Below are 19,870 nucleotides of genomic sequence, written 5' to 3'. Positions count from 1 at the left end.
TTTACTTACAAGCTTTTTTGGTGGGCGTCGATAAGTTCATTCATCTTCGCTTCTGTAGCTTGCTGGGCTTGTTCATAGCTCATGTTGTCCGGAAAATCAGAGATGACTTCGTAGTAACATTTCAATTTAGGCTCAGTGCCTGAAGGACGAACGATCACGCGTGATTGGTCTTCGAGGTGGTAGATCAATACATCACTGGAAGGTAAATCGATCGCTTCTTCAGAGCCGTCGTCATACGTTTTTACGGATGTTTTTAAATCTTCTGTTATTGCTACTTTTTTCCCTGCGATATCTCTTGGTGGCGTTGCACGTAGCTTGTCACCGATAGGTGGCGATTTTGGATCCAAAGCAATACTGCGTTGTGCGTTGAAGTAAAATCCGTGCTGACGGTAAAGCGCTTCCAGTTTGTCCCATAGCGTTTGGCCTTGAGCTTTCAGTTTTCCTGTCAGCTGAGAGAAGGCAACGATCGCAGAGAGCCCATCTTTGTCCCAGACTTTATTACCAACTGTGTAACCCAGAGCCTCTTCGTAAGCGAATAAGAATGGGTGTTGCTCTGTTTCTTTCTCCATGGCGATGTTGGTCAGCCATTTAAAGCCCGTTAAGGTTTGGTAGTATTGTGCACCATGCGTTTTGGCAATGCTGCTTAATAGGCGAGAAGAGACGATGGTATTTCCCACCAGCGAGTTTGGTTGTTGCTCCAGCAGGTAATCACCAAATAGTGAGCCGACTTGGTCACCAGTGAGCATTTGATACTCACCATCAGGACGTTTAACCGCGACTGCAAAACGGTCTGCATCTGGGTCGTTAGCACAGGCGATATCGGCGTCTACTGATTTACCCAGAGCCATCACCATGTCCATTGCACCTGCTTCTTCTGGGTTAGGGAAGTTAACCGTTGGGAAGGTACCATCCGGCTCACGCTGCTCTGTTACACTCGCCACTTTCTTAAATCCGGCATCAGCCAAAAGCGTCTCTGCCATATCGGCACCGACACCATGCATGGCTGTGTAAGCGATAGAAATATCGGTGTTGGAATCTGGTGTGAGCAACGCATTTTCGTTCATGGTTTGGCGATAACTCTGGTAGTAGTCATCTTCCAGCCAAACCAGTAATCCCTGTTGTTTCGCATCGTCTAACGACATCAGCGGTAGAGGCTTGGTCGTTGCCAGGTCGATCTCAGCGGCAATCCCCGAGTCATGCGGTGGAATAATTTGCGCACCATTCTCCCAGTAGACTTTAAAGCCATTATATTCCGGCGGGTTGTGACTTGCTGTTACGACAACAGCTGCGGCAGCGTTCAGTGTACGTACACCAAAGGCAACGATTGGCGTTGCAGCCACTTTATGAGTCAAATAAACCTTGATGCCAAGTGCGGTCAGTACAGATGCAGTATCGTGCGCAAACTGCTTTGAGTCTGGTCGACCATCGTATCCAATAACAACGCCGCGTGATGTTGCGTCTTGAACCTGGTCAATTAAGTAGTGGCCAAGTCCGGTTGCAGTTTCCTGAATAACGAGGCGGTTCATACGGTTTGGACCCGCACCGATTTTTCCTCGTAATCCTGCGGTACCAAAAGCAAGGCGTGAACCAAATCGGTCGTTGATCTCTTGCTGATCATTTGTGTCGACGAGGTGTTGCAGCTCTTCACGAGTTTTAGGATCGGGGTCTCGTGCTAGCCATTGATCAATTATTGCGGTCATGTCTGTCTTTCCTTAGGTGTGGGGGCCTACCTGTTTCGACTTTACGTCATTAATTGCAATTAATGTAAATGGTTATCAATTCCAATTCAAAGAGGGCAATCGATAAACCGAATTTATTTTTTAATTATCGAACAAAATTTATTCGCATTTTATTTCTTGAAGAACTTTAGAACTATAACTAGCCTTTTAACATAAATATAACAAACCATGTTGAAATCGCAGTTTTTGCGATTTTTCGTAAATTTGTTCGATATTTGCATCGGGACGCAAGGAAGCTCGCGTAAGCGTAGCGGCTGAGCAGAGGAGAGATCTTTTGAAAAGATTAGCGACTACTCTTGCCTTAACATTGAATGTGATTTTAATCACATTCTCCTCTTATGGATGGTCAAAAGACAACGACTACAACATGACCAAAGGGGTCACAGCGATCAGTGAGCAAGTGTATGAATTGCATATGCTGATCTTCTATATCTGCTGTGCGATTGCCCTTGTGGTCTTTGGTGTCATGTTCTATTCCATCATTCGTCATCGCAAGTCAAAAGGAGCAGTTGCCGCTCATTTCCATGAAAGCACCAAAGTGGAAATTATTTGGACTGTTATCCCTATCATCATTCTTGTCGCAATGGCGATTCCCGCAACAAAAACTTTAGTTGCAATGGAAGATACCAGCCAATCGGATCTCACTATCAAAATCACTGGCTCTCAGTGGAAGTGGCATTACAACTATTTTGGTCAAGACGTCGAGTTCTTTAGTCTGCTCGCAACCAGTCAGAAGCAGATTGACGGAATCGAAGCCAAAGGCGCTCATTACTTACTTGAAGTGGATCAACCTCTGGTTCTTCCGGTCAATCGCAAAGTCCGTTTTCTCCTCACGTCAGACGATGTGATTCACTCGTGGTGGGTACCTGATTTTGCAGTGAAGAAAGACACCGTACCTGGATTTATCAATGAAGCGTGGACAAGAATTGATGAGCCTGGTGTGTACCGCGGCCAATGCGCCGAGCTCTGTGGTCGTGCTCACGGGTTTATGCCGATTGTGGTACATGCGATGGAAGAGCAAGAGTTCGACCAATGGTTATCGGGTAAAAAAGAAGAATTAGCCCTTCAAAAAGCCGCCGCTCAAGAAGCATTAACCCAAGACTTGTCCATGGATGAGCTGATGGCAGAAGGTGAAGCGATTTACACCTCGCGTTGCGCAGTGTGTCATCAGGCGAATGGTGAAGGTATTCCAGGCGCATTTCCTGCAATTAAAGGCAGCCCTGTGGCCACAGGTAATGTAACTGAGCATATTGGAGTGGTTGTGAATGGTCGCGCGGGAACCGCGATGCAGTCTTTTGCCAACCAGTTAAGCGATAAAGAGATCGCAGCTGTCATAACCTACCAGAGAAATGCGTGGGGTAATGATACGGGCGATACCGTTCAAGCATCTGACGTCAATGCCTTTAAGGCACAAAAGAGTGCTAAGGAGGAAATATGAGTAAGCCAGCAGAAAAAGCGATAAAGTCTGCGCCGATTGAAGCGCAAACTTCGGCAAATTCAACCATTGCTCTTGATGATGATCATGATGTTCATCACGCGCCAAAAGGACTTACTCGCTGGTTGTATTCGACCAACCACAAAGACATCGGCACACTTTATCTCTGGTTTAGTTTCACCATGTTCCTGACCGGTGGTGCGATGGCGATGGTCATTCGCGCAGAGCTGTTTCAACCAGGCTTACAATTGGTAGAACCTGAGTTTTTCAACCAGATGACGACAGTTCATGGCTTGGTTATGGTCTTTGGTGCGGTGATGCCTGCCTTTACGGGCTTAGCGAACTGGATGATACCGATGATGATTGGTGCGCCAGATATGGCTTTACCACGCATGAACAACCTGAGCTTTTGGATTCTACCTTTTGCGTTTCTCATATTATTAAGCTCTCTGTTCTTGCCAGGAGGCGCGCCCAACTTTGGCTGGACATTCTACGCACCGCTTTCAACCACGTATGGCCCGGACAGTACGGCGTTGTTTGTGTTCTCTGTCCACATCATGGGTATAAGCTCGATCATGGGGGCGATTAATGTCATCGTAACCATCGTGAATATGCGTGCGCCGGGCATGACGTGGTTCAAAATGCCAATGTTTGTTTGGACTTGGCTCATCACTGCATTTCTGCTGATTGCGGTGATGCCGGTATTGGCTGGCGCGGTAACCATGGTTCTTACCGATAAGTACTTTGGCACCAGCTTCTTTGATGCGGCTGGTGGGGGCGACCCGGTTATGTTCCAGCACATTTTCTGGTTCTTTGGTCACCCAGAAGTGTACATCATGATCCTACCTTCCTTTGGCATTATCTCGGCAATTGTTCCTGCGTTCAGTGGTAAGAAGCTATTTGGTTACCATTCTATGGTGTACGCGACGTGCAGTATCGCTCTGCTGTCATTCCTTGTATGGGCTCACCATATGTTTACCACAGGGATGCCGGTGTTTGCCGAAATATTCTTTATGTATTGCACCATGCTGATCGCAGTGCCAACCGGGGTGAAAGTGTTTAACTGGGTTGCGACCATGTGGCGCGGTGCACTGACGTTCGAAACACCAATGCTGTTTGCGATTGCGTTTATTGTGTTGTTTACCATTGGCGGTTTTTCAGGCTTGATGCTGGCTATCGTGCCAGCCGATTTCCAATATCACGATACCTATTTTGTGGTTGCGCACTTCCATTACGTTCTGGTTTCCGGGGCAGTCTTCTCCATTATGGCGGCGGCTTATTATTGGCTTCCGAAATGGACGGGTAACATGTATGACCACAAGTTAAGTTTGTGGCATTTCTGGTGCTCGCTCATCTCCGTCAATGTGTTGTTCTTCCCGATGCACTTCTTAGGGCTAGCCGGTATGCCGCGAAGAATCCCGGATTACTCCATCCAGTTTGCTGATGTAAACCAAATCGTCTCTATTGGTGGCTTCGCCTTCGGCCTTTCTCAACTGATTTTCTTGTGGGTGGTTATCAAGTGTATTCGTGGTGGTGAGAAAGCAACCGCGAAACCTTGGGAGCGATCAGAAGGGCTGGAATGGACAGTGCCAAGTCCTGCGCCGCACCATACTTTCACGACACCTCCTAAAGTCGATTAAATGTAGGAGGCAAGCGTGACTCAATCTAATCCATCGAATAAGAAACTGACCATCAAGCTACTGATAGCCACAGTGCTGATGTTTGGCTTTGGATTTGCTTTGGTCCCCTTGTACGACGTGATGTGCGATGCGTTGGGCATTAACGGCAAAACTAATGATGTGGCCGCCATTCAGCCCACAGGCATGGAACCGGACATGAGCCGCACGATTCGAGTGGAGTTTATGGCGCACGTTAATCCGGATATGCCATGGGAATTTAGACCCAAAGTCATTTCTATGGATGTTCATCCCGGTCAGGTCATACAAACTGAATACCTTGCGTTTAACGAGAGCGGACGCAAATTGGTTGGACAGGCTGTTCCGTCTGTGTCGCCAGGCAATGGCGCGGCTTACTTTAATAAGATTGAGTGCTTCTGCTTCAACCAGCAGCCGTTGGAAGGCAATCAACACGCACAAATGCCACTGATTTTTTACATTGAGCCTGATATTCCCGACTCAATAAATACGTTAACGCTGTCTTACACACTCTACAAACTGCCTCCACAGGAAGGGAGTTAGCCTCTCATAGAGAGCGCAGACCAATTAACGTCTGTAAGGAGAGAACTTATGAGTAATAAACCTGGGACTTATTACGTTCCTGCTCAAAGCAGCTGGCCAATTCTTGGCGCGTTTGCTCTGTTCTTAGTCGCTGTCGGTGCAGGTATGACCGTACAGGGGACTCAAAGTGAAGGTCCGGTCGGATCGATTGGTCGTGTTGTTTTGGCCGCGGGATTTCTGTTTCTGCTGTACATGTTAGCGGGCTGGTTTAGTAACGTGATTACCGAGTCGCTGACCGGTAAGTACAGCTCTCAAATTACTCGCTCTTTTCGTCAGGGGATGAGTTGGTTCATTTTCTCAGAGGTGATGTTCTTTGGCGCATTTTTTGGTGCGCTGTTCTACGCAAGAATGGTCGCCGTCCCATGGTTGGGTGGGGCGGACAATAACTTCATGACTAATGAAGTTCTCTGGCCCAATTTTGAAGCGATGTGGCCACTGACAACTACGCCTAGTGGCGATACCACTCAAGCGATGCCGTGGCAAGGCATTCCGCTCACCAATACCATCATTCTTCTGCTCTCTTCCATCACATTGCATATGGCTCACATCAGTTTGGAACAAAACAAACGTACTGCGCTGATTGTCTGGCTGGAAATCACCATTGTGCTGGCGGGTTTCTTCCTATTTTACCAGGCGGAAGAGTACATCCACGCTTATCAGGAAATGGGGCTGACTTTGCAGTCCGGGGTTTACGGTAATACTTTCTTTATGCTGACGGGTTTCCACGGCATGCACGTTTGTCTTGGAACGATTTTCTTAATCGTATTGCTGTTCAGAATCGCGAAGGATCACTTTTCTCCAAACAACCATTTTGCCTTTCAGGCGGGCAGTTGGTATTGGCACTTTGTTGATGTGGTTTGGTTGTGCCTGTTTGTTTTCGTTTACGTGCTTTAACGCCCCACCTGAAGCTAGTAGGGGCGAGGGTTAGGGTCTATCCATCCAGACGTCAGTGCGATAAGGAGCAGGATAACAACTAGCGCAGAAAACATGACTCGTCGGCCCAAATAGTGACTCATCGGTTTATGGTCACGGTCGGGATTATCAGGATCTTCACGAACCATTTCGATAAGGGCTTTGGCGAGGTTGAATATGATGAATAGCAGCAAAAGGATGAGCGTCAATTTGAACAAGAATACGGTGGACATGGAACCTCCGGTTTCAACACTACTTTTATCGAAGCGGTTTTGGGGTGCGGTTTGTTTAACTGTGGCTGTGTTTTGTCTGTTGGTCAAACTGGGCTTTTGGCAATTAGAGAGAGGCGAGGAGAAACAAGCCCTTGAGCAGACCATTCTCTCGCGTTCTGACCAGCCTTATCAGGCAATGCATGTCGTACTCGATAACAACGATTGGCGTGAAGAAAGTGTCATTGGCGTTAAGGTCGAGGCGCAAGTGACCCCTGAACCTTTGCCTGTGATTTTGTTGGACAACCAAACCTACAACGGAAAAGTGGGTTATCTGGCGTATCAGGTGGTTTCTGTTAGCCAGCAACAGAACATATTGGCACTTATGGAACTGGGTTTTGTGGAAGGAGAGCGCTCCCGCTCTGTATTGCCAGTTGTCAAAGAGTTAGAGACGCCAGCTATGGTGACAGGGCGATTGTACCGCAAATCAATGAACCCATTGAGTTCCGAGTTGATGCCCGAGCTGGGCGATGCCATTCGTGTGCAAAATATTAATATCTCTCAATTGAACGAGATGATGAATGTCGAGTTAATGCCAGCGGTTTTGCAGCCAGATAATTTAGAAAACTGGCCATATGAATTCCCGTGGAACCCGTTACCACTAACAAGCGCTAAACACTTTGGCTATTCCGTACAATGGTTTGTCATGGCGGGTGTCTTTCTCCTACTGACTGTCGTGGTCTTTATTCGTTGGTTAAGAGCGGTCTCATCACATGGAGGTGAAAAATGACTTCGAAAGTAACAAGAGGGCGTCTAGTTTTGATCTCGTTAGTGTGTTTGTTCGCCCTACCTGCGTTAATTGCAAAGTTGATCTTGAGTCAGGGTTGGTATCAGAGTGGCGTGACTAACCGAGGTAAACTCATTGAACCTTACACTACGCTCGAACAGTTAGGTCAAACAGCCCCGCAAACGCTACATGGTTGGCAATTGGCGTATGTGGTGCCCAATCATTGTGAGCAGCAGTGCCAACAACAGTTGCATCTGCTTAAACAAAGTCATATCGCCTTAGGAAAATATCAAGAACGTGTTGTGCCTGTGCTTTGGACATTGGAATCGTCAGACTCGGTAGATACATCGCTGGAGAGGATGGTAATAAACGCGTCTGTGGCAGAAAAAGTTGAACAAGGGCAAGTGGTCATCGTTGACCCTTTGGGGCAGTTAGTTATGTCCTACACACCAAAGCAAAATGAAGATTTGGTTAAGCTTAGCAAGGATATGCTGGCTGATTTGCGCAAACTGCTTAAGTTGTCCCGAGTGGGATAGGGGGAAACCATGACACTAATTCGACTAGTGAGAATCAGCTTGTGTCTTACTCTGGTGGTGATCATGCTCGGTGCTTATACTCGTTTATCCGATGCTGGCCTAGGCTGCCCTGACTGGCCGGGTTGCTATGGTCATTTGTCGGTTCCGCATCACGAAGATGATGTCGCAAGAGCCAACCTGAATTTTCCTGAGCGTGCGGTCGATCATGAAAAAGCGTGGCTGGAGATGATCCATCGTTATTTTGCTGGGACGCTTGGAATCATCATCTTAGCGATGGCCGTTATTGCATCACGCTCAGAACGGGTTAACGCTTCGATACCGATCATGCTTTGCATACTGGTTGTTGGGCAAGCGATGTTGGGTATGTGGACGGTTACCCTCAAACTGATGCCTGTTGTAGTCATGCTTCATTTACTCGGTGGTTTCACATTGTTGGCACTGCAAGCGGTATTTCATTGTCAGCTTAAGGCGCAAGGCAATCTCTATTTTTCACCCTCCACCAATACGGTGCGTTTATTCTCTATGGTCGCATTTGCAGTGGTGCTCTTGCAGGTGCTGCTGGGCGGTTGGACTTCTTCAAACTATGCCGCGTTGATGTGTACCACATTGCCCATTTGTGAAGGCGATTGGATGAGTTACCTATCCTGGAAAGAAGCATTTTCATTGTGGCAAGCCGGATTCGAAAATTACGAATTTGGTGTTTTGGAATATCCGGCAAGAATGACCATACACGTGAGCCATCGAATTGGAGCCATTGTGACGGCGCTGGTGGTTACATCGTATTGCGTACTTTTGTTCAAACAAGGCTCTCATTACTCTCGGGCGTCAGGCTTGTGGATTGGCATTGTGCTTATCTGCCAAATCATGCTCGGCGTAAGCAATGTCGTGTTTCAGTTGCCTATCTACGTCGCAGTGGCCCACACACTGGGCGCTGCAATTATGTTGAGCTTGATTTGTGTGAGTCAATTCTACTTGTGGCAAGGAAAAACACAGTGGAGTCATCAAGCGAAAGGAGTTCGCTATGAATAAAGAAATTGCATTGTCTTTAGAGGGACAAAAGCGAATTGGTTCTACTTACCTAAAACTCACCAAGCCAAAAGTGGTCGCACTCATGCTGGTGACCGCTGTTGTTGGTATGAGCCTGGCGCCTGTGACTGTTTTCCCTTGGCTACAAGCTGCGATAGGGCTAGTCGGGATCGGTTTGATGGCAGGTTCTGCTGCCGCATTTAATCATTTGATCGATCGTCATATAGACGCGCGAATGGCTCGTACTCATAAGCGTCCGTTGCCCTCTGGGGACACCAACCCGAAGTCTGTGGTGACATTTGCCGTTTGTTTAGGCGCAGTAGGGTTTGTTCTGCTGTACGCTTGGGTAAACCCGTTGACCGCATGGATGACACTATTGAGTTTGCTTGGCTATGCGGTTGTCTACACCATGTATCTCAAGCGGGCTACGCCACAAAATATTGTGATAGCCGGCATAGCTGGTGCGATGCCACCACTATTAGGATGGACAGCGGTAACTGGCGAATTGCACGGTAATGCATGGCTTTTGGTGATGATCATATTCATCTGGACGCCACCCCACTTTTGGGCTCTGGCGATTCACCGAGTGGAAGAATATCGTAAAGTGGATATTCCTATGCTTCCTGTCACGCATGGGATCGAATACACCAAAACCTCAATTCTGTTGTATTCCGTACTGCTTACTTTGGTATGTGTGATGCCAGTGCTGGTTGGTATGGTCGGCTTTATTTATCTATTTACCTCACTTCTGCTTAACGCCGGATTTATTTACCACGCTTGGAAGCTGAAGTTTGCACCGGAAGAACGGAGCGCGATAGAAACCTTTAAGTTTTCTATCTATCATCTTTTTGTGTTGTTTATCGCTTTACTTGCAGATCACAACCTCAATTTATCAATGATGTGAACCTTTGTGACATTCTGAATAGAAAAACGCCGGATTGTAGTCATCCGGCGTTTTTAATTTTTTATTGAATTTCTAGCAACTCAATATCAAAGATCAGCACACTTGCTGGTGGAATTGGACCCGAACCACCTTTGCCGTAACCGAGAGTGCTTGGTACGAACAGGCGAATCTTCTCACCTTCTACCATGTACTGAACACCCTCTTGCCAGCCTTTAATCACTTGGTTCAGACCGAATGAGATAGGCTCGCCGCGGTTTACTGAACTATCGAATACCGAACCATCAATCAGTGTGCCATGGTAATGCACTTTTACTTTGCTTGTTGCTGTTGGGTGAACGTCACCCGTACCTTTCTCTAGCACCATATATTGCAGGCCACTTTCTGTTGTGATGACCCCGTCTTTCTTGGCGTTCTCTAGTAGGAATGCTTGTCCCTTGGCAAAGTTTTCATCGGCCACTTTATGGTTTGTCCAAGTGCGATAAATGAAAAATGCCGCAAGAACAAAAATAATAATAGGAAACAAAAATTTAGACACGTTGGCTCCTTGTCTATTTAGGTTGCTTTAGTAAGTAGTTAATTGTTTCAGCCATAGCTTCAATACTGTCATGACCGCCGCTAATCACCTGATATTTACCGTTGACGATAAAGGTTGGCACTGAGTTGATTTGCCCTTTAGTCGTAATTGCATCAGCATTGTTTATGTACTCGAAAAGCTGTTTTTGCTGTGCTTCGTCAAGTTGATAAGGGCTGATCAGGTTACGAGCTTCAAACGCTTTTTCTACCGCAGCTTGGCGTTCATCAGCGGTGGCTTCAGGTGCCATTTGAACCGCAGCGAACAGGTCAGCCATAAATGCCTTATCTGGAGTCGCCTCTAGCTGCATTACCGCCGTATAGAAAATGATAGCGCTGATCTGAGCACTTTCGTTAAACGTAACATGCACTTTTTCAACGTCTTGCTCAGTCAGAGACTCCAGTTGAGGGACAAACTCTTCCATCGAGCGACAGTGACCGCAGGTCAGAGAAAAAGCTTCGGTAACAGGAGCGAGTTGGTACTCCTGAAGTGAGGCTGGCAGCACTTCATACTGTTTGCCTTGTAGCGGCTGTGAATTGCCGTTGTCACATGCTGAGAGTGCTGTCACTGCGGCAAAAAAAGCAAATCCTTTCAAAATGTTTTTGAACATATTAACGCTCGATTGAGAAATTTTCGCTAGTTTATCGGTTAACGATGACGACTAAAACCATTAAAACCGATTGTTACACTAAAGTGAGATGATAATGCCCAAATAGAAATCAAACTCGCTGCTAAAAGCATCATATGGCTGGCACGAACAGTGCATTTGTTTCGATGTTTTAATGTCATTTGACGTTATGCCTGATATTGAACTGACGAAAGCGCTAAAGACAATGCGTATTGAGTCGACATAATGAATAAGAGTTTTTCTACGTTGGGAACGGTATGAAGCAGTGGTTTTTAATTGTTTGTGGCATTCTTGGAGGGTGCGGCAGTATCAGTCAAGACATAGTGCCTGGTGGGAACATGTTAGATACAGCCCCGAAGACGAACACAGAGCTAAGACACCCTGAGTGGGGGTATGGTAATTCATCGAGTGTCATGAACATCGCTGCTCAGCCGACTACGAACGCTGCTGTGAACGAATCCTATTCCATAACTTCACTGGAGATGTTTTTAGATCGGCACAATATTGCCCATGAAACCATCAGTGGGGGACACTTGATGGTACGCTTGAAAGATCAAGTTCACTTTCAGACTGGTTCTGCCCAATTATCCGCACAATCTCAAGGCTGGCTGAGCAGTCTAGGGCACTATCTGGCAGGACGTACTGATGTTGACGTGGTGATCGATGGGCATGCGGACAGCACCGGGGCGGCAAGTTTTAATGACACATTGTCCGAACGACGAGCTCGCGAAGTTGAAAAGCAGTTGCTGGCAACCAGTATTCCACGTCAAAGGGTTTTCTCGCGTGGGTTTGGTGAGCATGCTCCCCAATGCAGCAATGCGACCGCCAGCGGAAAAGCATGTAATCGCCGTGTGGAACTGATGCTGATCGTCAGCGACTAATCGTCGTTATTTGTTCTGATAAATAGAAAAGAGGCACCAATTGATTGGTGCCTCTTTTACATCCGCCAATGTTCTTAGGGGGAACTAGGCAAATTCTTTTTCAATATGTGCGACGATGTCTGAAGACTCGTAAAGCCACTGTGTCTCACCATCTTTTTCGATTCGAAGACAAGGAACTTTAATTCTACCGCCACCTTGCTCGAGATCTTGGCGATGAGCAGGGTCGTTCTTCGCGTCACGTAGTTCGATTTTTACCGACTGTCGTTTCATTGCACGGCGAACTTTCACGCAGAAAGGACAAGCTTCAAACTGATAAAGCGCATATTGCTTCGCTTTGTCGTCAACGCTCATTTGTTCATTAGCATCACGCTTGATTCCACGAGGTGAAAAAACAGCGTTAAGCAATAATATGATTTTTCCTAAAAACCAACGAATAAACTTCATAATGAGTCCCTGATGTTCAAAGGATGATGTCCTTTACGAATACAATTACGACAAGTGTCGCGCCGGAGACGCAGTCTATCAGTTGTTTACTGTAGATAAAACCATGCTTTTTATATGGAAAAGAGTCGTTTGAACCAACCTAAAAAGCCGCCACTTTTGGCTGGATTTGCTTCTCGTCCCAAATAAAAGCTACGCATCAACTCGGTTCTAAACGCGTCGACATCAATACGTTGAATCACCAGTTCATGTTGGAGCGTGTTCTGAGTTTGCTCTGCATGATCGTGAGCCAGGCTGAAATCCATATTCAGATACCCTTGCGTAAAGAGCCACAGGTGGGTAATCAGAATAAGGTTTTCAGCAGATTGATTGGTGAACTTGCTCGCGTGTTCGTCACCCACTGACTCACTGATCGCTATCTGCATTTGTTGGCTAGCGTGCGCGTTTTGCTCGTAGCTAGCACTAGCTTCAATGTGTGATTTAGTCAGCAATCCCAGCAGATGAAGTGCCGGGGCTGTTGATGGCTTATTCTCACACACTCTAGTGAATAGCGCGTTCTGTTCGTCCAGCCAACGTTTCTTTGCCGTCTTATGCTCGGTTACAAAGGGAATCGTTTTGAATCCCATCTCTTGAAACAGTGTATTAAGTGGCGTCATGACTTTGCAGTTCCCTCACCGTTACTTCGATATGTTGATCGTTAATATCAACAAATATAGACGTACCAGTGATCATAACAGAAAGGCTTGCGCCACGGTCAAGGTGCTGACAAATTGTGTCAATGGAGTCGTAGTCAAAACTTTCTACGCTTACCGGAAGCATGGAAAACTTGCCTGATACTTTCTCCCACCATACCGAAGCCTTAGTGTTATAGCTGTAGACTTTGACCTGCTTTGAAAGGCGAGTGGCTTTTTTGATTCGATCTGCGTCTGGTTCACCGATTTCAATCCAGTGTGTGATGCTTTGATCGTCTTCGATGTGCCAAAGGTCAGGCTCTTCAATGGTTGATAACCCTTTTGTAAACTCTAAATCGCTCGTCGCATTGAGGCAATAAGCCAAGACGCGGGCGATCATACGTTGTGGTTTTTCCGAGGGATGAAGAGCGATGGTCAGTTTGTGCGAATTATAATAGTCGTTGTTCATATCGGAAATATCGATACGAAACTTATAAATGGTTGGTTTTAGCGCCATGTTGTTATCGGTGACCGGAGAGAAAATTTCGTTATAGATAAAAAAATAGCCAGCTTAAAAGCTGGCTACAGTATCAAATTCTTTAAGAATTAAAGTACTTTGATTTGCTCTGCTTGAGGGCCTTTTTGACCTTGAGAGATAACAAATTCTACTTTCTGGCCTTCAACTAGAGTACGGAAGCCGTCACCAGTGATTGCAGAGAAGTGAGCAAATACGTCAGGACCGTTTTCTTGTTGGATGAAACCGAAGCCTTTAGTTTCGTTGAACCACTTAACTGTGCCAGTAGCTGTGTTAGACATGTCTATTTTCCTAAATATCTAAATTTGTGTAATCTTTCGCCTCAACGGCGCTTATAGCGTGGAAAAATAAATTGCTATTGCGTACCACAGGACGACGGAGTTACAAGTAATCCAACGAAATGTGAAAACAAAGAACTTTCTTTCTAGCCGTGTTTGAGTCTAGGTTAAATACGATAAGAGTCAACAGATATTAGTACTTTAAGGGGAAATATTTGTATGCAGTCACTATTTAATCTGCTTGTTTTAGAGTAATTTTCAATTAAATGACGTCGCTGTGAATTTTTCACGCATAAAATTTAATTTACTCAATTAAATTGACTTATTTTTCTAATTATTGTCCAATCTGGCCCGACCATTAAGGAGGATTTATGGCAAAGTTAAAAGCTAGTCCTCAGTCGAATGAGTTTCAGCATGATACCGAATTCGGCAGAGGTAAAATAAAAGATAATGCGCTTAAAGCAGTTGTTACGAGTCAGTTATTTAAAACGAGAATCGTTAACGCCAAAAAAGGTAAAGGCAGCTTCAGTCGGAAAATGAAGCATAGAGGCAAAGAGCCCTATTCAAAGTACTCACATTGTGGATTTTGAATAGGGCTTTTTCTTTATCCTAATAACCTGCACTCAAGTTATTAGGTTTGATTCTGCATGATTATTGATGCTTGTTGATTCTCGTTCTTATTATCTATTTCGTCCTAATCTCACTACATATCACACACCTGAGTTTTTCTACTTCACATCACCTAAGCGCAATGAGTTCCTTGCTATACTCAATTGAATTTCATGTTTTTATTGTTATTTGTGTTGTCGACGTAAAGCCAATATGAGTGAGAGGAGCATTATGTTTAAAGCGTTTGTGATCCTGCTATGTATTATCACTTCACCGCTGGCTTTGGCGGCAACTGCGTTTGAGATAGTTCAGAAGTCGGATCAAACCATGCGAGGTGAGTCGAGCTACAGTGAAGCGACGATGGAGATTATCCGGCCAGATTGGCGGCGCTCAATGACGATGAAGAGCTGGACTAAAGGAACAGAGCTTTCGTTAGTGCTGGTGACTGCTCCAGCAAAAGATAAAGGCAGTGCATCACTCAAACGTTACCGGGAGATGTGGAACTGGGTACCAAGCATTGAACGAATTATAAAGATTGCGCCATCGATGTTGAGCCAGTCGTGGATGGGTTCTGACTTCACGAATGACGATCTCATTAACCAATCCTCTATCGTTGTAGATTACCAACATACTCTACTCGGAGAGGATACCTTTGACGGAGATAAGGTTTGGCGGATTGATGCCTTAGCTAAGCCTGACGCGCCAGTCGTCTGGAATAAAGTCACCTTGTGGATTTCTCAGGCGACTTACTTACAGCGAAAAATCGAGTTTTATGATGAGTTTGATGATCTAGTCAATGTCATGACCACTTTTGATATCAAAACCTTAGGAGGAAGAAAGGTTGCTACCCGCCTGGAAATGCGTCCAGTTGATAAGCCGGGTAACCGAACCGTGTTGACTACACATCAAGCCCAGTTCGACTTTAAGATTGATGATGACTTTTTCTCTCAACAGCAAATGAAGTTACTCCGGGATTAGGTCGTGTGCATGAGTAGGGACGGCAATAGCGTATGCTGATGAAACTTGCTTGGCGAAATTTATGGCGGCAAAAACGGCGGACGTTACTAACGGCCACAGCATTGGCATTAGTACTTTTCCTTTCCTTGATAACACGCGCTTTTCAAGAAGGCAGTTATACGTCGAACATAAAAAATGCGGCAAAGTTCTATACGGGGTTGATCCAATTACAAAATCCTGTGTTCAGCGACACTTTGAGTATTGATGATGTTTTGCCACAAACCGAGTCCTTTATCTCATCTGCGAAAGATAACCCAAACATTGATGTTGTTCTGCCAAGAGTTGAGTCGTTTGCTCTCGCTGCTAAAGATGAACATTCAAAAGGGGCTTTGGTGTTGGGAGTAGACCCCGAAGCCGAAGACGACTATTCCCGTATCAGTGACAAAATAGTCAAAGGAACTTATATCGCTGCTGGAGAAAATTCAGTGCTGGTGGGGGGACGTCTGGCCCAATACCTACATTTAGACGTTGGTGATGAATTGGTTTTGTATGGCATGGGCTATCATGGGCAAACCGCAGCGGGCTTGTATCGAGTCGCGGGTATTTTGCATTTCCCGCTGCAGCAACTCGACTCTCAATTAGTATACATGCCGCTCGATACCGCTCAGGCTCTGTATTCCCTGGATAAGCAAGTGACAGCTTGGGTTCTCAATACCGAAAACTTACGTGGTTTATCGAGTGTTGTTGATCAACTGCGCCGGGATTATGGTCGAGATGTCGCGGTGAAAGACTGGAAGGCCTTATCGCCTGAACTCTCGCAACAGATTGCGCTCGATAAAGCTGGGGGAATATTTCTAATTTATATCCTTTACGGCATTGTTGGGTTTGGCCTGTTTGCCACAATTCTGATGACCACGTTAGAAAGGCAGCGTGAGTTTGCGGTTATGTTGGCGACCGGGATGCTCAGAGGCAAACTAGTTTCTCTACTGGTTATTGAGTCTCTGTTTATATCGGTCATTGGCGTATTGCTTGGCTTGATGATCAGTGCCCCGATTTTGGCTTATTTTTATTTTAACCCGATTGAAATTACCGGAGAGGCCGCTGAGGTGATGCTAGAAACGGGGTTTGAGCCAATCGTGCCTGTTTCGCTCGACCCGCATTTGGCAATGACTCAAATTATGGTTGTGCTTTTTATCCTCTTCTTATGTCTTTTATACCCTATGGCGCGCTTATTACGCCTTCCTATCGCAAGTGGTCTCAAAGGAGGCTCGCATGTTGATTAAGTTGGCGTGGCGGAACTTGTGGAGAAACAAGCTCAGAACATCAATCATGATTGGGGCAATGGTGTTTGGTCTGATGGGTGTGATTGCCATGATCGGATTTATGAATGGTTTGGTTGATAGCATGATCAAAAATGCGATTTCCTGGCAAACCAGCCACTTGCAGATCCATCAAAACCAGTACTTGGTTAACCCTGAACTGGAGCAGACCATTCCAGACGCTCATGTGATCGCGGCGACCTTAGCCAATCAGCAACAAGTGAAAGCGGTGGCTGAACGTTTTCTTGTGGACGGAATGATCGCCTCTGCTCGGAGTACACGCGGTATTCGCATCAATGGTATCGACATTGTGCAAGAGCCATTAATCACGCCTTTGGCGCAACACATACAGCAAGGGCAATGGTTGGATGAAGACGGTAGAAATCCTATTTTAGTTTCCCAGAAAACCGCCAAGAGATTAAATCTGCGTGTCGGTTCCAAAGTGATTGTGACGCTTTCCGATATTAATGGGGATGTCTCGGGAGCGGCGTTTCGCGTCAGAGGGATATTCAAAACACCGTCGAGTACGTTTGATGATGGTAACGCTTATGTGCGCAAACTGGATTTAGAGAAAGTCGCAGGGTTAAAAGGCGCCCACGAAATTTCTATCCTTCTTAATTCAAACGACGAGAAAGTGTTAGAGAAAACAAAACGGTTTACACAGACGCTGCTGTCTAACACAACGAAAGATAATTTAGTGGTGAGGAAGTGGGAAGAGATACAGCCTTTACTCTCTACGATGATGAGTTCCATGGACATTTCGAATCAGGTCATGCTTGTGGTGTTTGTGCTGGCGATGATGTTGGGCATCATCAATATCATGCTGATGTCAGTATTCGAGCGTACCAGAGAATTTGGCGTGCTGATGGCTGTGGGCATGCAGCAACACAAAATCCGCTTACTTATCATTTTAGAGACGCTGTTTCTCGGGCTGTCGGGCTGCATGTTTGGATTGATAGGAAGTGCCATCATGCTGAAAATTTTGAGTATCACAGGGTTGTCGCTTAGTGGCCTTGCCGACGGGTTAGGCGCTTATGGTGTGGATACCTTGCTGTTCCCAAGAGTGTCTTTTTATGAGTACCAGATGATCATTGTGGCGATTTTTGTCGCGAGTCTGTTTGCTGCTTGGTACCCATCGCGACAAATACTCAAACATCGACCTGTGGATGCCATGGCGGAGAAAACTTGATGACGATTAAACTCGAACATTTAACCAAAACCTACAATCCCGACAGTGATTTTCCGGTGCATGCCGTTAAGAGTGTTGATTTGGAAATCAAACAGGGGGAGTTTGTCGCTATTATGGGGCCGTCTGGTTCGGGAAAAACCACGCTACTCAATATGCTTGGGGGCATTGATGCACCGACTGCAGGTCGAGTGGAAATTGATGGTTGCCTTATTTCCGAAATGTCGGAGAAAGAGCTGATTGCATATCGCAGGGATAACATTGGCTTTATCTTTCAGGACTACAGCCTATTGCCTGTGTTAACGGCATTAGAAAATGTCGAGTTCGTAATGCAACTTCAGGGGAAAAGCGAAAGAGAGTGCCGCGAGCGTGCTTCTTCATTACTTGAGCGGGTTGGATTGGCTGAGCAAATGCATAAACGCCCGAGCAAAATGTCGGGCGGGCAACAACAACGTGTGGCCGTCGCACGAGCACTCGCACCTAAACCTCGCTTTGTTATGGCGGATGAACCAACGGCTAATTTAGATGCGAAAAGTACCGCAGAACTTCTCGATATCATGGAGCAGTTAAGTGAACAAGAGGGCACGACGTTTATCTTCTCCACACATGATCCCAGAGTGATCAAGCGGGCGCATCGAATTATCGTTTTTGAAGATGGGCGTTTAGCGAGAGATTTCAGTAATATTGGTAATCATGCGGAGAGATCTCATGCCTAGGTGGAGGTCAAACGGTTCAAAGCCGAATATCAAAGTGAGCCGCTATCTTGCGTTGAGTTTACTGTTTATAAACTCGCAAACTTCCGCCTCGATTCCGGGTGTCGAGCCTGAAAAAGCATGGGACTTCGATGGTTATATTAAGTACATGGCCACTTATAACATTCCGGATAGTCACAGTAATACGCTCGATCACTTGATTCATAATCGCTTCAATCTTGAATATCGATTCTCACCAAACTGGCGTATTAATGTCGGGATGAGAAACCGTGCTTTGTGGGGGGATTCACTCGATTTCGACCAATATGCAGATCTGGTCGCATTGGATAACGGATACTTTGATCTGAGCAAAAACTGGCGAGATGACAGCGTAATTCTCAATACTCAGTTTGATCGACTTTATATCACCTGGCGTGAGGAAGACTGGAGCGCAACGGCGGGTCGTTTTCGTGTCAATTGGTCGATGAACACGATCTGGAACCCAAACGATATCTATAATGCTTACTCTATTTATGACTTTGATTATGAAGAGCGCGCAGGTACCGATGCGCTAATGGTAAGCAAGAAGCTAGGGTTTGCCGATGGCATCGATTTAATTTTCGCGCCAGCGGAGTCGCCAGATAAGAATAGTATTTCGCTACGCTATTTTGCCAATCAATCAGGCTGGGATTATCAGGTGATTGCTGGGCGGACAAAACGAGACTTTGTACTTGGAGCCGGGTTTGCAACGGACATCCACGAAGCGGGTTTACGTGGTGAATTATCCTGGTTTGATCCGATAGAAAAGCAATACCAAGGCGAATTGACTCAATCATCCATGGTAGGAAGCCTCGAATCGGACTACAGTTTTGGAGGAAAACGGAGCTGGCTTGGGCGTGTGGCGTGGTTATTCATTTCAGAGCCAGTTGATGCTTCTAGTGCCGTCGCTTATCTAAACTTACCTCTCGATGCGAAAACCCTCAGTTTTACCCAGCACACACTTTATGCTGATGTAAGCTTTGATCTGACTTCCCTTAATCGCCTGACGGCATCCGTAAGTTATTACGATGATGGCTCTTATTTTGCGGGTCTTTCGAGTAATTACTCACTTGCTAATGACTGGCAGTTACTCACGGTTGTTCAATGCTTTACCGGTGAAAGTGACAGCTTGTTTGGTGAGACGCCTGCGACACTATTGTTTGCGAACATTCGCTACAGCTTCTAGCAAGCGCATTCATCTAGTCATTGTCTCTAAATACTTTTGTTAATAGCAAATAAAACCTTGTTTTTATGGCGTTTTCGTCCATTAGGGTTAAT

General features: G+C 45.9%; 22 protein-coding genes and 1 pseudogene. 15 read left to right on the top strand and 8 right to left on the bottom strand.

All coding sequences use genetic code 11. From position 1 onward, the window contains the following. Positions 1 to 5: 5 nt before the first annotated feature. A complete protein-coding gene (locus tag V1U08_RS03740) occupies positions 6 to 1,700 on the bottom strand; it encodes a phospho-sugar mutase (protein ID WP_330469957.1) in 1,695 nt (564 codons plus the stop codon). Positions 1,701 to 2,013: 313 nt separating this feature from the next. On the opposite strand from V1U08_RS03740, the gene coxB reads away from it, so the two are divergent. The 4 genes from coxB to V1U08_RS03720 are packed head-to-tail and all read left to right on the top strand — an operon-like array spanning position 2,014 to position 6,305. Continuing rightward, positions 2,014 to 3,177, top strand: a complete 1,164-nt coding sequence (gene coxB / locus V1U08_RS03735; RefSeq protein ID WP_020335302.1) for a cytochrome c oxidase subunit II — start codon at positions 2,014 to 2,016, stop codon at positions 3,175 to 3,177. After that, positions 3,174 to 4,814, top strand: coding sequence for a cytochrome c oxidase subunit I (gene ctaD / locus V1U08_RS03730; protein ID WP_330469956.1), 1,641 nt, complete (start codon positions 3,174 to 3,176; stop codon positions 4,812 to 4,814). Before coxB ends, ctaD begins: the two co-directional genes overlap by 4 nt. 15 nt (positions 4,815 to 4,829) lie before the next feature. Continuing rightward, a complete protein-coding gene (locus tag V1U08_RS03725) occupies positions 4,830 to 5,372 on the top strand; it encodes a cytochrome c oxidase assembly protein (protein WP_014234644.1) in 543 nt (180 codons plus the stop codon). A gap of 48 nt (positions 5,373 to 5,420) precedes the next feature. Beyond that, complete coding sequence (locus V1U08_RS03720) at positions 5,421 to 6,305, top strand: cytochrome c oxidase subunit 3 (RefSeq protein WP_330469955.1); 885 nt, start codon at positions 5,421 to 5,423, stop codon at positions 6,303 to 6,305. Between the two features lie 14 nt (positions 6,306 to 6,319). On the opposite strand, the gene V1U08_RS03715 is transcribed toward V1U08_RS03720, so the two are convergent. Beyond that, positions 6,320 to 6,556: a DUF2909 family protein gene (locus V1U08_RS03715; protein ID WP_014234642.1), complete on the bottom strand. Its 237-nt coding sequence runs from the start codon at positions 6,554 to 6,556 to the stop codon at positions 6,320 to 6,322. On the opposite strand from V1U08_RS03715, the gene V1U08_RS03710 reads away from it, so the two are divergent. Genes V1U08_RS03710 through cyoE form a run of 4 tightly spaced genes read left to right on the top strand, consistent with a single transcriptional unit; the run spans position 6,555 to position 9,785 of the window. Beyond that, positions 6,555 to 7,322, top strand: a complete 768-nt coding sequence (locus V1U08_RS03710; protein WP_330469954.1) for an SURF1 family protein — start codon at positions 6,555 to 6,557, stop codon at positions 7,320 to 7,322. The genes V1U08_RS03715 and V1U08_RS03710 overlap by 2 nt on opposite strands. Next, entirely contained in the window at positions 7,319 to 7,855 is a 537-nt protein-coding gene (locus V1U08_RS03705; protein ID WP_065303851.1) for a cytochrome oxidase biogenesis cluster protein, read from the top strand. Before V1U08_RS03710 ends, V1U08_RS03705 begins: the two co-directional genes overlap by 4 nt. Positions 7,856 to 7,864: 9 nt before the next feature. Beyond that, positions 7,865 to 8,884: a COX15/CtaA family protein gene (locus V1U08_RS03700; RefSeq protein WP_330469953.1), complete on the top strand. Its 1,020-nt coding sequence runs from the start codon at positions 7,865 to 7,867 to the stop codon at positions 8,882 to 8,884. Then, a complete protein-coding gene (gene cyoE / locus V1U08_RS03695; protein ID WP_268668647.1) occupies positions 8,877 to 9,785 on the top strand; it encodes a heme o synthase in 909 nt (302 codons plus the stop codon). The genes V1U08_RS03700 and cyoE overlap by 8 nt, the downstream gene beginning before the upstream one ends. A gap of 61 nt (positions 9,786 to 9,846) precedes the next feature. On the opposite strand, the gene V1U08_RS03690 is transcribed toward cyoE, so the two are convergent. Together V1U08_RS03690 and V1U08_RS03685 are read right to left on the bottom strand one after the other, a co-directional pair. Then, on the bottom strand, positions 9,847 to 10,320 hold the full coding sequence (locus tag V1U08_RS03690; RefSeq protein ID WP_014234637.1) for an FKBP-type peptidyl-prolyl cis-trans isomerase: 474 nt from the start codon (positions 10,318 to 10,320) through the stop codon (positions 9,847 to 9,849). A gap of 13 nt (positions 10,321 to 10,333) precedes the next feature. Next, entirely contained in the window at positions 10,334 to 10,966 is a 633-nt protein-coding gene (locus V1U08_RS03685) for a thiol:disulfide interchange protein DsbA/DsbL (protein ID WP_065303847.1), read from the bottom strand. Positions 10,967 to 11,241: 275 nt separating this feature from the next. Between V1U08_RS03685 and V1U08_RS03680 the strand changes: the two genes are divergently transcribed. Beyond that, the gene (locus V1U08_RS03680; protein WP_330469952.1) at positions 11,242 to 11,865 is read left to right on the top strand and encodes an OmpA family protein; all 624 of its coding nucleotides are present in this window, start codon (positions 11,242 to 11,244) and stop codon (positions 11,863 to 11,865) included. An 84-nt stretch (positions 11,866 to 11,949) separates the two neighbouring features. Here the strand turns inward: V1U08_RS03680 and V1U08_RS03675 are convergent, their stop codons facing one another. The 4 genes from V1U08_RS03675 to V1U08_RS03660 form a co-directional block, all read right to left on the bottom strand. After that, a complete protein-coding gene (locus V1U08_RS03675; protein ID WP_014234634.1) occupies positions 11,950 to 12,309 on the bottom strand; it encodes a glutaredoxin family protein in 360 nt (119 codons plus the stop codon). Positions 12,310 to 12,419: 110 nt separating this feature from the next. Further along, positions 12,420 to 12,962, bottom strand: a complete 543-nt coding sequence (locus V1U08_RS03670) for a hypothetical protein (RefSeq protein ID WP_330469951.1) — start codon at positions 12,960 to 12,962, stop codon at positions 12,420 to 12,422. Then, positions 12,949 to 13,494 carry a YaeQ family protein gene (locus V1U08_RS03665; protein WP_014234632.1) on the bottom strand — a complete coding sequence of 182 codons (546 nt, stop codon included), beginning with the start codon at positions 13,492 to 13,494 and terminating at the stop codon, positions 12,949 to 12,951. The genes V1U08_RS03670 and V1U08_RS03665 overlap by 14 nt, the downstream gene beginning before the upstream one ends. A gap of 89 nt (positions 13,495 to 13,583) precedes the next feature. Then, the gene (locus V1U08_RS03660) at positions 13,584 to 13,793 is read right to left on the bottom strand and encodes a cold-shock protein (protein WP_005375625.1); all 210 of its coding nucleotides are present in this window, start codon (positions 13,791 to 13,793) and stop codon (positions 13,584 to 13,586) included. Between the two features lie 368 nt (positions 13,794 to 14,161). Between V1U08_RS03660 and V1U08_RS03655 the strand changes: the two are divergent. The 6 genes and pseudogenes from V1U08_RS03655 to V1U08_RS03630 all read left to right on the top strand — a co-directional run bounded on the left by V1U08_RS03655 (position 14,162) and on the right by V1U08_RS03630 (position 19,778). After that, positions 14,162 to 14,403, top strand: a pseudogene (locus V1U08_RS03655) (alternative ribosome-rescue factor A). Positions 14,404 to 14,630: 227 nt separating this feature from the next. Further along, complete coding sequence (locus tag V1U08_RS03650) at positions 14,631 to 15,377, top strand: outer membrane lipoprotein-sorting protein (RefSeq protein ID WP_118121078.1); 747 nt, start codon at positions 14,631 to 14,633, stop codon at positions 15,375 to 15,377. A gap of 32 nt (positions 15,378 to 15,409) precedes the next feature. Further along, positions 15,410 to 16,639, top strand: coding sequence for an ABC transporter permease (locus V1U08_RS03645; RefSeq protein WP_330469950.1), 1,230 nt, complete (start codon positions 15,410 to 15,412; stop codon positions 16,637 to 16,639). Beyond that, positions 16,629 to 17,864 (top strand): ABC transporter permease, encoded by a 1,236-nt coding sequence (locus V1U08_RS03640; RefSeq protein ID WP_330469949.1) that lies wholly within the window; start codon positions 16,629 to 16,631, stop codon positions 17,862 to 17,864. Before V1U08_RS03645 ends, V1U08_RS03640 begins: the two co-directional genes overlap by 11 nt. Next, a complete protein-coding gene (locus V1U08_RS03635; RefSeq protein WP_330469948.1) occupies positions 17,864 to 18,577 on the top strand; it encodes an ABC transporter ATP-binding protein in 714 nt (237 codons plus the stop codon). The genes V1U08_RS03640 and V1U08_RS03635 overlap by 1 nt, the downstream gene beginning before the upstream one ends. After that, complete coding sequence (locus V1U08_RS03630; protein ID WP_330469947.1) at positions 18,570 to 19,778, top strand: hypothetical protein; 1,209 nt, start codon at positions 18,570 to 18,572, stop codon at positions 19,776 to 19,778. Before V1U08_RS03635 ends, V1U08_RS03630 begins: the two co-directional genes overlap by 8 nt. The last annotated feature ends 92 nt before the right edge of the window (positions 19,779 to 19,870 follow it).

The sequence above is a fragment of the Vibrio sp. YYF0003 genome (genome assembly GCF_036350715.1).
Classification (GTDB): Bacteria; Pseudomonadota; Gammaproteobacteria; order Enterobacterales; family Vibrionaceae; genus Vibrio; species Vibrio natriegens.
The sequence above is the reverse complement of the archived record's forward strand: the minus strand, read 5'-3'. Positions and strand labels throughout refer to the sequence as shown.

Bases quoted from the DNA above. Each gene is read 5' to 3' on its own strand.
- cyoE (WP_268668647.1), top strand. From the start codon at position 8,877: ATGAATAAAGAAATTGCATTGTCTTTAGAGGGACAAAAGCGAATTGGT.
- V1U08_RS03685 (WP_065303847.1), bottom strand. From the start codon at position 10,966: ATGTTCAAAAACATTTTGAAAGGATTTGCTTTTTTTGCCGCAGTGACA.
- V1U08_RS03740 (WP_330469957.1), bottom strand. From the start codon at position 1,700: ATGACCGCAATAATTGATCAATGGCTAGCACGAGACCCCGATCCTAAA.
- V1U08_RS03635 (WP_330469948.1), top strand. From the start codon at position 17,864: ATGACGATTAAACTCGAACATTTAACCAAAACCTACAATCCCGACAGT.
- V1U08_RS03720 (WP_330469955.1), top strand. From the start codon at position 5,421: ATGAGTAATAAACCTGGGACTTATTACGTTCCTGCTCAAAGCAGCTGG.
- V1U08_RS03680 (WP_330469952.1), top strand. From the start codon at position 11,242: ATGAAGCAGTGGTTTTTAATTGTTTGTGGCATTCTTGGAGGGTGCGGC.
- V1U08_RS03715 (WP_014234642.1), bottom strand. From the start codon at position 6,556: ATGTCCACCGTATTCTTGTTCAAATTGACGCTCATCCTTTTGCTGCTA.
- V1U08_RS03640 (WP_330469949.1), top strand. From the start codon at position 16,629: ATGTTGATTAAGTTGGCGTGGCGGAACTTGTGGAGAAACAAGCTCAGA.
- ctaD (WP_330469956.1), top strand. From the start codon at position 3,174: ATGAGTAAGCCAGCAGAAAAAGCGATAAAGTCTGCGCCGATTGAAGCG.
- V1U08_RS03630 (WP_330469947.1), top strand. From the start codon at position 18,570: ATGCCTAGGTGGAGGTCAAACGGTTCAAAGCCGAATATCAAAGTGAGC.
- V1U08_RS03645 (WP_330469950.1), top strand. From the start codon at position 15,410: ATGCTGATGAAACTTGCTTGGCGAAATTTATGGCGGCAAAAACGGCGG.
- V1U08_RS03670 (WP_330469951.1), bottom strand. From the start codon at position 12,962: ATGACGCCACTTAATACACTGTTTCAAGAGATGGGATTCAAAACGATT.
- V1U08_RS03710 (WP_330469954.1), top strand. From the start codon at position 6,555: ATGGAACCTCCGGTTTCAACACTACTTTTATCGAAGCGGTTTTGGGGT.
- V1U08_RS03700 (WP_330469953.1), top strand. From the start codon at position 7,865: ATGACACTAATTCGACTAGTGAGAATCAGCTTGTGTCTTACTCTGGTG.
- V1U08_RS03705 (WP_065303851.1), top strand. From the start codon at position 7,319: ATGACTTCGAAAGTAACAAGAGGGCGTCTAGTTTTGATCTCGTTAGTG.
- V1U08_RS03660 (WP_005375625.1), bottom strand. From the start codon at position 13,793: ATGTCTAACACAGCTACTGGCACAGTTAAGTGGTTCAACGAAACTAAA.
- V1U08_RS03675 (WP_014234634.1), bottom strand. From the start codon at position 12,309: ATGAAGTTTATTCGTTGGTTTTTAGGAAAAATCATATTATTGCTTAAC.
- V1U08_RS03650 (WP_118121078.1), top strand. From the start codon at position 14,631: ATGTTTAAAGCGTTTGTGATCCTGCTATGTATTATCACTTCACCGCTG.
- V1U08_RS03665 (WP_014234632.1), bottom strand. From the start codon at position 13,494: ATGGCGCTAAAACCAACCATTTATAAGTTTCGTATCGATATTTCCGAT.